Here is a 14,118-nt window from a genome sequence, read left to right as displayed (position 1 = left end):
GGTTTACTATTTTTGTTTTTTTATTGGGCCTGATTGCGGCTCTTTAGTAACGGTTTGGGGGATGAAATACCGATCAAATTGCCCAACAACATCAAGGCTGCGCCAAGCACCAGACTAATCTTGAAGGGTTCAGAGTAAAGTAAAACGCCGACTAAGGCGATCATTGGCAAGCGCAAAAAGTCCATAGTGACAACAAATGAGACTTCAGCACACTGCATTGCTTTGGTCATGCAATAATGGGCAGACAAGGAGGTAAATCCAATCACCAACAGCCACAGCCATTCAATGCCCTGAGGGGTGTGCCAATTAACAATACTGAAGGAAAAACCAATAGGCAGTTGGATTGCACACATAAAGAACAGAATGGTAAGCGGGTGTTCGCTACTTGCTAAAGACTTGGTTGAGGCATGAGCAACGGCGTAGCAAAATGCCGCTGCAAGTACGATGAAAGCTGCGGGCGAAACAATATCAAAGCCAGGTTTTACGATAACCAATACGCCACAAAAGCCCAGTAACGCAGCACAAAGTTTGTTGCGGGTAAGACGCTCACCTAAAAAGAGACAAGCGATCAACAGAGTCCACAAAGGGACGGTAAACTCTAAAGCGAACACTTCGGCAAGTGGCAACAAGCCAATACCTAGAAACCAGCCGTATTGCCCTGCAAAGTGAAACAGATTTCGGCCCAAATGCAGCTTTAAGCGCTCGGTACGTAATAGACTGCGCCTCTTAACTCCCAAAATAACAACACTGACGATTATCAGTGCAATGACAGTGCGAAAAAAGAGGATTTGAAAGGTGTCTAGCTGCTGACTAAGTTCTCTCGCTCCAATGGCCATCAAGCAAAATGAAACGATAGTGCCAAACATCCATGTGATTGCGCTAAAACTCAACAGTATACGCTTCCTCCTGAAGCAAAAAGTCGATATCAAAAAGGGAGCAAAAGCTCCCTTCAATCTCATAGAAACGGAAGTTTAACCTTTTCTTTGCGCTGCTTTGCGATCAAGTTTCTCCTGTCGACGTTGAGCAATGGTCTGTTTTGCATCACCACCGACATGTACTTCACCGCGTTCTATGGCTAATTTAACTTGCTTTTCGCGTTCACGGAAGCGTGACTTTTGCTCATCCGTATGCTTGTCTGCACACTTTGGACAACTAACACCTTCTTCATATTGCGCTGAATTGATGTCTTCTTCTGTGATAGGTAAGCGGCAAGCTTTACACATTTCATAACCGCTTTTTTCAAGCTGATGATTAACCGCAACGCGATTGTCAAACACGTAGCAGTCGCCTTGCCATAAGCTCTCTTCTTCTGGCACTTCCTCTAGATATTTGAGAATACCACCCTCAAGGTGATAAACATCATCAAAGCCTTGCTGTTTCATATAAGCGGTGGATTTTTCGCAGCGAATACCGCCAGTACAGAACATTGCGACCTTTTTATGCTTGCTTGGGTCCATGTTCTTAGCAACGTACTCAGGAAACTCTCGAAATGTGTCTGTCTGAGGGTTGACCGCGTTTTGGAAAGTGCCAATTTCAATTTCGTAGTCGTTACGTGTATCGACGACAAACACTTCAGGATCAGAAATCAGTTCATTCCAATCTTGAGGCTTCACGTAAGTGCCAACAACATGGCGCGGGTCGATACCTTCTACGCCTAAGGTTACGATCTCTTTCTTGAGCTTAACTTTGCTGCGATTAAATGGCTGTTTAGTATCGAAAGACTCTTTATAGACAATGTCAGCTAAGCGTTCGTCTTGTTTAAACCATGCGAGAAGCTCATCAATTCCTTCTCTGCTCGATGCGACTGTCCCGTTGATGCCCTCGCTCGCAAGCAATAAAGTACCGCGGATACGGTGTTTATCCATAAGAGCGATCAAAGGTTTTTGAAGGTCGGTATAGTTTTCAAGCTGCACAAATTTATAGAGTGCGCACACTACGTAGTCAGTCATATCTTGCCTTAGTTTAACTTTCTCAATCTGAGTTGGCGCTGAGTATAGCGAAGAGTGACTGTTACAAATACCGACAGAAGATAGGGTTAAGCTTTGAGCTGGAAATCGGTGGTGAGTAAAGGGCTGTTTTATATATGGCTTAATATAGAAAAAGCCCTCCAATGTCGGAGGGCGGTGTGCAAAGTGTTCTACTGGTTTACTAAAGTCAAACCACTTGGCAGGGCGTCGCCAAATACGCGCTTAGATTCGCTTTCTGATAGCTCTTTCACCTCTTCTACCAAACTCACCCAAGATTCCGGCACCTTGCTTTGTTTTAGCTTAGCTAGAACTTGGCTTCTAAAGTCATCAGAAATATCAAACAGGCGATCGCCTGTTTTTCGACAGATCATGACCGCGGCAAAAGCAATCATGGGTTCTTTTTGCCAGTTTTGTTCCAGCAACTTAGGTAGCCATTGCTCTGCTTGTTCACGAGGGATCACGCTGTGCTGACTTCCATACAGTGGAGTACGTGAAGCGAGTCTGCCTAATGCCCACCAATGTGCTTGTTCGAACTGGTTATGGTTGATGGCTTTACTTAGGCACCAAGAAGCGAGCAGCACTTTATCTTCAACTTCAAGATGCTCTAGTGAAGCAGCAAGTCTCACCATAGACTCATAACCCATATCTTGTGCCGCTTTGGCTGACTGAGGGTTCTTCATCGCCCCTGGGTGCAAATATTTAGCAATATCGGCGAGGATAGTCTCTTGCTGTTCTTGACTTAGACCTCCGGCAATTCGACGCCAGAATACCCACCAATCAGTCCAGCCTTGATGGTTTTTAAACTGAATTCCCTGCTGATAGAGCCCCCAAACTTGCTCGATACGCCAAGAATCAGTAGCATCTCCAAACCCCGGACGCAGCGAGAATCCGGCCAAACGTAGCCAGTTTTTTTCATGCGGCTCAGAGCGGCGACGGCGCTTTCGTCCGAGAGCAAAAGCATCGAACAGCTGACGTAAAGTCGTGAAGTCCCACTCATCACGTTTGCCAAGTTTTCGCTCTAGCTCTTTAGCTAGAGTTTTGATTTCTTTAGAATCCGCGCTTTTCTTGTTGCCACTGTAGATACGAGATATCAGCTCTTTACATTCGGGCAGGCGAGGGTGAAGGCTCTCTTCAACTTGATCTTCTGCTTGTTGGTTACGAACTTCAAATTCTAGTTCCCAACGTTTGGTGTCATCTTCGACATGGACACACTCCATTTTCAGCGTGCCGACTTCGGTTAGCTGACAGGCGAGCTGAACTTCAACTCGCTCTTTCTGGTTAGCTTGCAGCTCGATACCTTCACCTTCCAATGTTGAGATGTAAGGCGGTAGCGGCGCGAATAGGTCTGGGTCAATATCAACCATGACGCCGTTTTGAATCGCGGTATTGTTAGAAAGCGTGTCGAGTGTCGTCGTTAGAAGGTTAAAGCGAACAGGTTCGCCCAAAGTTAACGAGAAGCGGCGACCGCTTAGTCTAATTTCGTGTCCTTCCTCGGTACCTTTTGATAGCAGGCAGAGTGCTTTGCCCATTTTGTTCTTTTCTTGAAGGTGTAAGAAATAAGAACGTGCTGCGCCACCACCGATTTTAAGTTGTGCACCGCGGCGAGCTTTACTAAAGGCAACGGCACCAAGTGCGACTGACCAATCTGGATGTGGGTTATCGAGCACCGTGACATCATCACCGCGCCAGTTGCCAAGCAATTGAGTAACACGCTGAGTGACGAGGTCACTATTGAACACACCGCCGTTGAGCAGTATACCAACAGGGATAGCAGGCTTGTTGGTATCGTCTTGATTGAGCGCTGCCATTGAAACTTGCTGATGCTGGCTCAAAAACTCTGCGACGTGTTTACTGACCGCAGGGTCGGCGACGTACGGCAGACCGAACTCAACGACGGCGCTACGTCTTTTATCTGGCGTGTCTGCAAAATCAGACAGTGGGAAGAATCCATCTAGGGCAATTTGATGAACTTCTTGCTTTGAAAGACCGATACTCTTCGTCCCGCCTAGCAATTTAGAACCGCTGCCGAGCATAGTGATCTTCACTTCTTCAGGTGCATCGGCCGAGAGCAAGTTTTCTTTTGCTTTGCGCGTTTGCTGAATCAGCTTGGTCAAACTGGCTGCGTTGAGCTTTTTACTTTGATTGAAGCGTTGCTCTGCCAGATGCGCTAACGCAAGGTCGAGGTTATCACCACCTAGCATTAGGTGATCTCCCACGCCAATGCGATCCAAAGAGAGTTCACCTTGATCGAATTTCGCTTCAATCAAACTTAAATCGGTTGTACCACCACCGACATCACAGACAAGGATTAACGGCAGGTCTTTTAGCTCTTCCGATGCACTTTGCTGGTGGCGCGCATACCAGTCGTAGCAAACCGCTTGAGGCTCTTCGAGAAGCACAATTTTGTTTAACCCTGCGAGCTGCGCGGCTTCAAGGGTAAGTTTGCGCGCCGTTTCATCGAATGAAGCAGGGACGGTTACCACTACTTCTTGGTCTTCAAGCTTATTGCTTGGGTTGCGATAGTTCCAAGCAAGTCGAATGTGGTTAAGGTAGCTTGCGCTGGCGATAACAGGCGAGACTTTATCGACATCGGCTGCGCCAGCCCAAGGCAATATGTCAGAGCTTCGATCTACGGCTTGGTGTGAGAGCCAGCTTTTGGCACTAGAAACTTGGCGACCTTCCACTTTAGCACCGAGCTCTCGCGCCCATTCGCCAACAATCACTTGGCTAATGTCACCAGCGACGGGTTGATTGTCCCATGGCAGTGTTAAGTCCGATGGAGAGACTTGACCTGCCGCAGGGTGATAACGAAAAGAGGGCAGTAGTGGCTTACGGACGACTTCACCTGGGCCAATCAACTGGTCTATTTCAAATAGGGAAACGGCAGAGTTTTGTAGGTCGTCGGTGATTTCACAGAATGCGACAACCGTGTTGGTTGTACCTAAATCAATACCGACTAAGAATCGAGGAGATGCCATAGATAACCTTATTTGCGGACAACTTAAAACAACGGCACCCAGAGGTGCCGTTAATCGTTATGCTTGTTCTGAGTTCGAGTTTGCGTCTTCACGGACATCAAACTCAACATGCCATTTCTGCCCATTGTCAGCAGCGATAGCTTCAAGATACAAAGTACCTAGCTCAGTGACGCGTGATGCAAGAGTCACCGGAACCACTTCACCTTCACGGCGCCCTTCAGAGACAGGCAGCGTAACTTGAATCTCAGGCAGTTCGTCTAGCTCTTCAGGAGCCCAATGGTCTAGATGAGTACCAGCGATGTCGTCACGACGAACGGTAGAACCAAAGAACTGGAAGTTAACCGGCTGACCAATGATAAGTCCAAATTCTTGGCTTGGAACATCAGCGCTAGAGCCTTCTTCCATGCCAAATGGAGCCACACACAGCGCTTCCATCGGTGGTGCCATACCTGGAATAGCGGGCATAGCACTCTCAATACCTACGTAGTAGCTAGACGCGATACCACCGCGAATTCGAACGCCTTGTCCTCGGCGAACGCTGCCGTAGTATGAAGCACCGCTCGCTACTGCAAGATCTAGGTCAACGCCTGTTAAGCGCTTCGCCATTTCGCTATCTGCGTCAATCAACCATTCGTTGAGTGTTTCTTCAAGACGACTAGCAAGCAGGGTTGATTTCAGTACACCACCGTTAAATAAAATCGCCGTCGGCTTGATGAAATCAGAAGATTGAGTTGTTTCTCCACCCGGCATGCCTGGCATATTGGCAAATGGGTTGTACTCTTGCTGTGCTTCAGAACCAGAAAGCGCGTTGGCTTGTTTGGTTAAGAAGGCGGCAATATGGCGAGTAATACCTGCGTCTTGTGCGTAAGGCAGACCCATTTGAGTCAGTGCGCCACGGTTACGCTGAACAGGATGCTCGCTAACAGCAACTTTCGGGAAGAATCCATCAACAAGAGTTTGTTGAACTTCTTGCTGAGTAAGCTCTGTTTTAAGCGTTGCCCCTAGCAGCTTAGAACCACGGCTCGGTACCACGATAGGCACCGATTGAAGCTCGCTATCGTTTAGTAGGGCTTCTTTAGCATCACGACATGCATGAGTCATTGCCTGAACTTGCCATGGCTGAAGCTCTTTGCCTTCTTGAGCAAGCTTCATCTTGAGACGATAAGCCAGCGCAAGATCCATGTTGTCGCCACCTAATAGGATATGTTCACCGACTGCAATACGATTAAGCGTTAGGTTACCTTCTTCCTCTGTCACCTCGACAAGAGAAAGGTCGGTAGTACCGCCACCGATATCAACAACAAGAACAATATCGCCAACAGAGACTTCATCGCGCCATTTGTCGTTGCTGTTATCAATCCAGTTGTAGAGTGCAGCTTGTGGCTCTTCAAGTAGCGTTAGGTGCACAAAGCCGACATTACGCGCAGCTTCTGCAGTCAGATCGCGTGCTGCAGGGTCAAACGATGCAGGAACAGTGATGGTTACATCTTGCTCGGCAAGTGGATTACTTGGGTTTGAATGATCCCAGGCCTGTTTTAGGTGTTCTAGATAAAGCTCAGTGGCACGCAGTGGTGACACCTTCTCAACTTCTTCAGGACTACCAGCCGGTAGAAATGCATCGCGTCGGTTTACGCCACTGTGACAAAGCCAAGACTTTGCACTGGCAATCAGGCGAATTGGTGTTTTAGCGCCCAAATTACGCGCGATAGCGCCAACAAGAGCCGTTGGCTCTGATGACCAAGGCAAAACACGTGACGCTGGGTTCATTTCGTGTTCGTGCGGTTGGTATAAAAATGAACCGAGCTGGCTGTGGTTTTCTACTGTACCTGGTGCCGTTAATTGAGGAATAGACAATACCTCAACGCGAGCATCTTCAACGCTCGTGTCAACATATGACAGCACGCAGTGTGTGGTTCCTAAGTCGATACCGACGCTAAATTTAGGTGGGTTAGATTCTGTGTTTTGCACTTGGTTGTTCTGGTGTTCCATTACAGCTCAACCTCTGCTGGAGCAATAACAGACGCATCATAGTTCTCTGCAAGCTTTGGTAGATTCATCGAGCTTGCTTTCCAACCTTTGTGAACTAGGGTGCCGTTAAACGGTGCATTACCTGTTACGTTACCCGTTAGGCGAACTTGCTGTGGGTTGAAGCCTTCTTCAATAGTGATGCGAGTTTCTTCGTCTTCGTTACGAATATGCTCAAGCGTTACGTAGTCACTTAGTACCTTTTGACCACCTGTGTGTATAACGCGAGCTGCTGCGCCTACCTCTTCGTCAGAGAATGAGGTTAGGTCTTCTTGCAAGAAATCGATTAGACGCGCTTCTTGCTGCATAATTGATAGCAGTTGCATTGCTGAATCGGTAGAGGCAGTTGCCAGTTTTGATTCAACTTCAACCACTTTTTCGATGACTTTTTCTACTTCGACCACTTTTTCTACTTCAACGATCTTTTCGACGGGCTTTTCTACTTCAACGATTTTCTCGACTGGTTTTTCAACCACTTTCTCAATGACTTTTGATTTGCGAGAAGTCGCAATTAGTAGCAGTAATACACTTGAAGCAGCAAGACCTGCGTGAAGCATATCGAACGTTTGAGGGATCATTTGTAAATCGAACGTCATGACAATTCTCTTAATGTTTTAGTGTAAGAAGAGATGAAGTAAATCTCTACTTTGGCTCAGATGACGGTTTGAGCCTATTTGTTCTGATAAATTGGGGCAGATAGTACCATAATCAAGTCGCCATTCTGCTACAAAAAGCGTTTTAATCCGGTGTTATAAAGCTTAAGTGATGGGTTTTTACGCAATTATTCACTCAAAAAGAGGCATACTGCACGGAACGTGAATAGTTTCATATGTAATCGACAATTACGCTTTATGTAACTAAATGGATAACGCTAGAATGTCGCGGTTATTTTATCGCGTCGATTCCTAAATATGCTTTATGCAACAGTTGATTAAAAAGAAGTATTTATATTCGTTCTTAGTGTTTATTTTCACCTTGCTGGTGACCTTATATGCTGTCTATTTTGTCTATCAATCGCAGTTTAAATACACGGTTTCCTTGGTAGATAAACTTGCAGAACAACAAGCAGAGAACCTTCAGCAAGTCGTGGAGAGTGACTTACAGTTCATAGGTGCTGGGGCTAATTTCTTCCATGCTACCCAGCCAGAGGATTGGCATCGGTTTCCAGTTTTTGCCGATCAAATCGTTTCTTCCTCCCAAACGCTAATCGCGCTGCAATGGATGCCGCGCATCGAACACAATCAAGTCGCTGCCCATATTAAAAAGGTTAAGCGAACCTATCCGTTTTATGAGATTTACACAGTACCTAAAGACGGACCAAAAACGCTCGGTTACATCATGCCTAATGATGAGCCCATCTACCCAGCTTCAGATGTGTACCCCCGAAATCAGGCAAACTTCAATGCGCTCGGTTATTACTCGTCGCGGCTTCGTTTTCAACTGGTGCTTGATGGGATGCGCGAAACTGGCCAGCCGAGTGTTTCGGACAAGATTCGTTTACTGCAAGATGGCTTTGATAGAAGTTTAGCAAAAACAGGACTACTGGTTTATCACCCAGTGTTTAGCGCGGAAAATGCGAAAGAGCTCGTTGGTGTGGTGATCGGTGTTATCCGTTCAACCAAGTATTTTGAATCGATAGTGGTTCGCACGGCGACGGAACAAGACTTGTTAGTCAAAGTAACCGATATGGGCTTCGATGCCGAAGACGATCCGATCTTATATGAAAGTAATAACTGGGATGTGACCAACGGGATTGAGATTACTAAACGTGTTGTTTTACCTAATCGTGAGTGGATCGTTGATTTCAAGCTCGACAGGAAGGTGACGGACAATGACCGTTTTGTGTTGATTGGAATCTTTATGGCCGGGATTGTTATCGCCTGCCTATCGAGTTACATCGTACTGTTGTTAATCCGTGACAAAGAGCATCTTGAAGTGTTGCTTGATGAACGAACCGAAGAGCTACAGTTCTTAGTTGATCACGATACGCTAACTGGGATATATAACCGCCGTGCGTTCAGTCGATATTTGACCGATAAAGTCAGCAGGCAAGAGTCTTTTGCTCTAGTGGGATTTGACGTCGATAAGTTTAAGCTGATTAATGACCATCACGGACACGTAGCGGGAGATGAAATGCTCTGTCATGTCGCGAGGGTTGTTCAGAGCCACCTAGAACCCGGTGATGTCTTTGTTCGTATGGGGGGCGATGAGTTTTGTATCATCTCTCATATCACCGATCGCTATGAGCTGTTTAACTACCTAGACAGAATTGGCCGCGCAGTAGCAAGTTCAAAGTATGAGTTCGATGGAAGAATGATTCAATGTTCACTCAGTATTGGCGCTGCGATTCGTCGCCTAGAGAACGAAGAAGATATTATGCAAGCGTCCGACGCTCAGCTCTATAAGAGTAAGCAGGCAGGTCGAAACTGCGTTTCAATTGCAGAATAACTCGCCAGTCAGTGTACTGATATTCGAGTTTTCACGTATTCTATTGTAGAATTTTGCGCTTTCAGATTATTTTGAACAAAGGCGAACCATGAACCATAACCGTGTTGTTTGTTTCGATCTAGAAATGTGCTGTTGGAATGAAGACGGTGTCGGTACCACTGGCGAAATCATTGAAGTAGGGCTTGCAGAGATTGACCTTGTAAAAGGTGAGATCGTTAAGCGGGCACAATACTACGTAAAACCAGAGACAGATGAAGTCTCGCTGTTTTGTTCTCAGTTGACAGGAATCACGCCACGTAAGATTGAAAAGCAGGGACGCCCACTAGAGGAAGTCCTGAAATCTATGGTGAAAAACTTTGGTGGCACAAACAAAATATACGCGGCTTGGGGTCGAGATGATCTAGTGCTAAAGCAAGAGTGTCTAGATAAAGGCATTGATACCCCATTCAATGAATTTATCAACTTAGCGACCTTATTCCGAATTCAAAACCGTCTTAAAGACAAACGAATCGGGCATAAAGCAGCGCAAGAGAGCAAAGGTATCGAGTGGGAAGGACGTCAGCACTCTGGTTATGTTGATGCCTATAACCTTGCCAAACTTGCCCTGACCATGCTCTAGTGCTCTATTTGCTTATCCAAGGCCCGATGAATAAACACTGGGCCTTGCGATTAAGGTCGAATATCTTCAAAACTCACTTGCTGTATTTTCTCGCCAGATAGGCTAGTCACTTTTTTAACTTCACCTCGATAGTAATAAGGTGCGAAGGCTAATGTGCTATTTTTAGGCCTTGCGTAATAGAGCTGCGCCGCTTGGCGACTACTCTGCTGGGCGAACAAATAGCCGATCAGAGCATGTTCAAATTGATGGTAGCCATTACCCCAGTGAAACGCTTTGGTACTTTTAGGGTCGAGCCCAACACCACCATATTTATGATCAACCCAAGCGTCATGGTATGTAGGTAAGGTAAACTCAAGGACGTCGTTCATTGAGCTATCAACCATAGAGACTGTCATTGCAGCTTGGTCAAGCTCTGCCCATTCCCATGATGAACAAGCATCGGTATACGGTCGGCTTCGCCATGCGATGATATCTTCTCCCTGCCAATGAGTTGTGAGCGGTTCGTCGAAAAGGTAAGCAACAGAGCTGAAATTACGTGTGTTTTTTGCTTGTTGTAAAGTCTGCTTCATACCATTGAAACCAAACTCTTTCCATTGGGTGTTGCCAAGAGTTTGCCCTGTTAGGTAAGTCATCCAATACGCTTTGATAGTGTGTCCGAAGTCATTGTGCTTGGCGTCGGCCATCATGACAGCTTTATGATGAATAGCACCATAGAAGCGTTGCTCTTGATCAGAATGATAATGGCGCACTAATACCTGAGTGAGCCAAGATAGATCTGCCAACCATTTTGACTTTGCGGGTTCAGGAAGTAGGGGAGCGACTAACAATAAATAGCCGTTGATTTGGTCAAGCTGAGCGACTAGTTCTCGTTGACGTGCACTCTCTCCGTCACCATCCTCTAGTACCCAAGCCAGACCTTGATCATCCGCTAGTCGATATTTATCAAAGATAAAGGCTTGCTGTTCAATCAGCGCATGCTCAACAGTTTTGTCTTGAGTTAGGTAGTAATACATCGCTAGGCCGACCAAAGCATAGGCTTGGTCTTGGGATGTGCGCTGTTTCCAGTTTAATCCCGGGACACCTTGTTTGGTGAAGCTTATGAATCCGCCATTTTCTTTATCTTGCAGATGGTTAATTAAGTAGTAAGCCCCTTGCTTGGCGAGCTCTAACGCTTTTGGGTCTCCACTTATGTGAAACAAAACGCCATAAGCATAAGTTTGCCGAGATTTCATCCGCGTGTAGTCACGATCGAAGTTTGGGCGAATCCAACCTCTGTCTAGTTCAGGGCAAACATTATTGACGTTAAGAAGAGCGCCGTCATCGCAGCGAAATGTTGGAAAGTTACCTACTGGCTCTCCTTGCGCAGTTTGCATCATCCAATATGGCGCTAAGCCAAACGTGGCGTGATTGATCCAATCTTGTCCAGAAGGTAAATGGGTGTCAGCGTAAGAATTAAAGGCAAGCGCGGTAAGTAAAAGCGCTGATTTGTGTGGCTTCATGTTTAATCAGTATCATATCGAATTTACTCCAATATAAACAAACGCGATTACGCATTGTGCCAACACAATCACAGAGTTCCTTGTCGATTTAAATTGCCGGACTAATCCGCACAAAAACACTTTGTTTCAGAGAGTTAAGTTTCTTTATTGTTATCTGTGTCGTCAATGACGGATAGTTTGGCTCGTATAAATTCACTGTGGTCGACATAGAGCAATTCTGCTGTTTTCCGTATGACCGAGTCCTCTAGTGGGTCAATCTCGCCATCGGCATTCGCGACTTCCCACATAGCTTTGATGAGGGCGAATCGGGTCTCTTGGCTCAACTCTCGAAGCTGGGAGGTGAAGTCGTAGAGAGAAGCCGAGTCTTTGCTGCGCATTTCAGCACGGCTCAATAGAGTCTTAGCTGCTGTTTCATCTAAATCGAGTAAACGCGTTAACAGATGGCGTTTTGCTTCAATTTCAACTTGTTCTATTTGATGGTCGGCACCGGCGACTTCACAAAGCAGGCATGCGATAGCAAGATTAACATCAGGCTGGGTGTTGTGGCCTAAATCGTGACCTTCAAGTAACTGTTTGAAAAGCGAGGTGATTGAATTGAGCATATTAAAAACCTTTGCGATAACACTATTTTTATAAATAGTGCTTATCTGAGAACATCTCAAGGGTCTTTACAAAAACCTTACTTTTCTTTTATTGGCGGGAAGTCCCATTCCACTCCATCTCCCGTGAGAATGGAGATCCGTTCTGGCTTGCCATGGTCATCCAATTTCAGCTCACCCACAGCACTGGTGTTGACTAAGCGACGTACGCCTTCGGTATTGGGATCGCGCTTTTTGATCTTAAGGCGCTTCCGTTTGGTCAAAAAGTTAAGTGGTGAGCGCGGAGAATAGAGCAGCCTATCCGCATGGTCACAAAAGCCAAGCAGTGGTTCGGGGAACTGATTTTTAAACCCACTACAAGTAATTTGGAAAATGTTAGGACTATTGCGTCGGAACCTAAGTTTTATGTCATAGGCGAACGAGTAATGCACATCGCCTGAGAGGATCACAAAGTTGGTCGGTGTTTTGGTATGGGTGAAAATACTCAACAGCGTATTGGCACTGCCGGGATGAGCCATCCAGTTTTCAGCATCAATGAGTAATGGCTGACCAAGCATTGTCGCGCCTTTTTGCAAGGCTTCGATAAACTTAACCCCAAACATAGGGGCAGCAGAAACAATAACCACTTTATCTTGATGCATGAGTTCTTGCTGAAACTCAACCAATGCTTCCCAGTCCATTAAACCCGAAGGTTTGTTCATACGCGACTCAGAGCGCCAACGGCGAGTACGGGTATCGAGTACAACCACTTTAGGGGAACTATGAACCGTGTAGTGCCAACGCTCGAAGGTATAGAGGTATTGGATAAAGTCGTCTTGCTGTTGGCCGCCGGGTTGGCTTAAGAACCGCTCAGCGATAGCGAGAAACTCTTGATTAAAGTTATCTGGCTCGTTTCCCCAGCCTTGGCAGAGCCAATAAGCAATCAGTCCATTACCTATGATGCGGTTAGAGAACGGGTTGCCGTAAGCCGCTTTCTCCCAACCTATGGTTAGGTTCCAATCGTCAGTCACATCATGATCATCAAAAATCATATAAGTCGGGATGTGAGCGAATAGTCGTTGGACTTGAGGTAAACCCGCTACGAATTCATCGATAATCGCTTTTTCTTCACGCCACTGTTGTTGAAATAGGGGGGGAATGGGCTTTTTCGCGTGAATAAATTTCTTATCAAGTAAGTTGTTGGTATTGAGGTAAGGCCACAGCGTAGGAGACCAGACCAACAAATACATGGCGAAGAACTCGGAAAAAGTCACCAAGTGGTTTTCTGCTTCGCGAGAACTAAAAATAGGGGTATTGCGATGTGGGAACAGTTTCGTAAGCCAACTGCCATCGTCAACATAATGAGGCAGAATGTTGTCACGACCATAATAACAGTCAGGGTGAGCGTACAATTCTTGGCTTGAACTGATGGGCGCTTGCTCAAACTGCTCATCTGGTAGACCAAGCAATTTGATGGTCTGTAAAATGGCATCTAGGGTTGGCCCTGCCACATGATCCGCATAGATCTGATCACCACTCATCATGAGCAGATCTGGGCGCTCTTCTAAAGCCTGACTCGCCACCTTCGCGTTAATCTGAATCAGTGCATCTTTGCTGGGATGATGCGGGTTACGACACGACCCGTGAAGAATATAGTCTGATTTAGTCGATATTTTAAACGTCAGGCTCTGTTCATCGCTGTAAAGTAACTCAGGATAGAGTGAAGTCAGCGCGCCGTGTTGAGTAATAAAATCATAGCTGAGCGCGACATTGGTCGGGAACTCGCCTTTGAACTGGGCAAGCGTTAAATAACAGTGTTTACCAATGGCAAGTTGCTGGCATTCGCTAAGGTCTTGTGAAAAAAGCGTCCCTAACTGCGGCTCTAATTTGAGTTCAAAATGACCATTTAGCGGTTCGCTAGTGACGAGCCAAAAAACAAGCTCTTTAGAAGTGGTTTTACGTAAGATAGGTCCGGCAATTAGGAAAGGTAAACTGCTATTCATT

The 14,118-nt window shown here is 46.1% G+C and carries 10 protein-coding genes; 2 read left to right on the top strand and 8 right to left on the bottom strand.

Features of this window, described 5'->3' with window-relative positions:
* Positions 1-20: 20 nt before the first annotated feature.
* The 5 genes from LYZ37_RS08915 to LYZ37_RS08895 form a co-directional block, all read right to left on the bottom strand.
* Positions 21-866, bottom strand: a complete 846-nt coding sequence (locus tag LYZ37_RS08915) for a DMT family transporter (RefSeq protein WP_272787159.1) — start codon at positions 864-866, stop codon at positions 21-23.
* Between the two features lie 105 nt (positions 867-971).
* A complete protein-coding gene (gene trhO, locus LYZ37_RS08910) occupies positions 972-1,949 on the bottom strand; it encodes an oxygen-dependent tRNA uridine(34) hydroxylase TrhO (protein WP_272785226.1) in 978 nt (325 codons plus the stop codon).
* A gap of 188 nt (positions 1,950-2,137) precedes the next feature.
* On the bottom strand, positions 2,138-4,945 hold the full coding sequence (locus tag LYZ37_RS08905; protein ID WP_272785225.1) for an Hsp70 family protein: 2,808 nt from the start codon (positions 4,943-4,945) through the stop codon (positions 2,138-2,140).
* A gap of 57 nt (positions 4,946-5,002) precedes the next feature.
* Positions 5,003-6,934, bottom strand: coding sequence for an Hsp70 family protein (locus LYZ37_RS08900; RefSeq protein WP_272785224.1), 1,932 nt, complete (start codon positions 6,932-6,934; stop codon positions 5,003-5,005).
* Positions 6,934-7,566 carry a DUF2760 domain-containing protein gene (locus LYZ37_RS08895; RefSeq protein ID WP_171321343.1) on the bottom strand — a complete coding sequence of 211 codons (633 nt, stop codon included), beginning with the start codon at positions 7,564-7,566 and terminating at the stop codon, positions 6,934-6,936. Before LYZ37_RS08895 ends, LYZ37_RS08900 begins: the two co-directional genes overlap by 1 nt.
* Before the next feature lie 322 nt (positions 7,567-7,888).
* Here LYZ37_RS08895 and LYZ37_RS08890 point away from each other — a divergent pair, with 322 nt between their 5' ends.
* Entirely contained in the window at positions 7,889-9,418 is a 1,530-nt protein-coding gene (locus LYZ37_RS08890) for a sensor domain-containing diguanylate cyclase (protein WP_272785223.1), read from the top strand.
* 88 nt (positions 9,419-9,506) lie between these two features.
* Positions 9,507-10,037 carry a 3'-5' exonuclease gene (locus LYZ37_RS08885; RefSeq protein WP_272785222.1) on the top strand — a complete coding sequence of 177 codons (531 nt, stop codon included), beginning with the start codon at positions 9,507-9,509 and terminating at the stop codon, positions 10,035-10,037.
* Positions 10,038-10,087: 50 nt separating this feature from the next.
* Here the strand turns inward: LYZ37_RS08885 and LYZ37_RS08880 are convergent, their stop codons facing one another.
* From LYZ37_RS08880 to LYZ37_RS08870, 3 genes are all read right to left on the bottom strand, one after another.
* Positions 10,088-11,536 carry an AGE family epimerase/isomerase gene (locus LYZ37_RS08880; protein WP_272785221.1) on the bottom strand — a complete coding sequence of 483 codons (1,449 nt, stop codon included), beginning with the start codon at positions 11,534-11,536 and terminating at the stop codon, positions 10,088-10,090.
* Between the two features lie 134 nt (positions 11,537-11,670).
* Positions 11,671-12,138, bottom strand: a complete 468-nt coding sequence (locus LYZ37_RS08875; protein ID WP_272785220.1) for a tellurite resistance TerB family protein — start codon at positions 12,136-12,138, stop codon at positions 11,671-11,673.
* 77 nt (positions 12,139-12,215) lie between these two features.
* Positions 12,216-14,117, bottom strand: coding sequence for an alkaline phosphatase family protein (locus LYZ37_RS08870; protein WP_272785219.1), 1,902 nt, complete (start codon positions 14,115-14,117; stop codon positions 12,216-12,218).
* Between the last annotated feature and the right edge of the window lies 1 nt (position 14,118).

The sequence above is a fragment of the Vibrio tubiashii genome, from assembly GCF_028551255.1.
GTDB lineage: Bacteria > Pseudomonadota > Gammaproteobacteria > Enterobacterales > Vibrionaceae > Vibrio > Vibrio tubiashii_B.
The sequence above is the reverse complement of the archived record's forward strand: the minus strand, read 5'-3'. Positions and strand labels throughout refer to the sequence as shown.

What these genes read in the sequence shown, in the direction of transcription:
- LYZ37_RS08870 (WP_272785219.1), bottom strand. Translation starts at nt 14,117, where the DNA reads ATGAATAGCAGTTTACCTTTCCTAATTGCCGGACCTATCTTACGTAAA.
- trhO (WP_272785226.1), bottom strand. Translation starts at nt 1,949, where the DNA reads ATGACTGACTACGTAGTGTGCGCACTCTATAAATTTGTGCAGCTTGAA.
- LYZ37_RS08915 (WP_272787159.1), bottom strand. Translation starts at nt 866, where the DNA reads ATGTTTGGCACTATCGTTTCATTTTGCTTGATGGCCATTGGAGCGAGA.
- LYZ37_RS08890 (WP_272785223.1), top strand. Translation starts at nt 7,889, where the DNA reads ATGCAACAGTTGATTAAAAAGAAGTATTTATATTCGTTCTTAGTGTTT.
- LYZ37_RS08880 (WP_272785221.1), bottom strand. Translation starts at nt 11,536, where the DNA reads ATGAAGCCACACAAATCAGCGCTTTTACTTACCGCGCTTGCCTTTAAT.
- LYZ37_RS08895 (WP_171321343.1), bottom strand. Translation starts at nt 7,566, where the DNA reads ATGACGTTCGATTTACAAATGATCCCTCAAACGTTCGATATGCTTCAC.
- LYZ37_RS08905 (WP_272785225.1), bottom strand. Translation starts at nt 4,945, where the DNA reads ATGGCATCTCCTCGATTCTTAGTCGGTATTGATTTAGGTACAACCAAC.
- LYZ37_RS08885 (WP_272785222.1), top strand. Translation starts at nt 9,507, where the DNA reads ATGAACCATAACCGTGTTGTTTGTTTCGATCTAGAAATGTGCTGTTGG.
- LYZ37_RS08900 (WP_272785224.1), bottom strand. Translation starts at nt 6,934, where the DNA reads ATGGAACACCAGAACAACCAAGTGCAAAACACAGAATCTAACCCACCT.
- LYZ37_RS08875 (WP_272785220.1), bottom strand. Translation starts at nt 12,138, where the DNA reads ATGCTCAATTCAATCACCTCGCTTTTCAAACAGTTACTTGAAGGTCAC.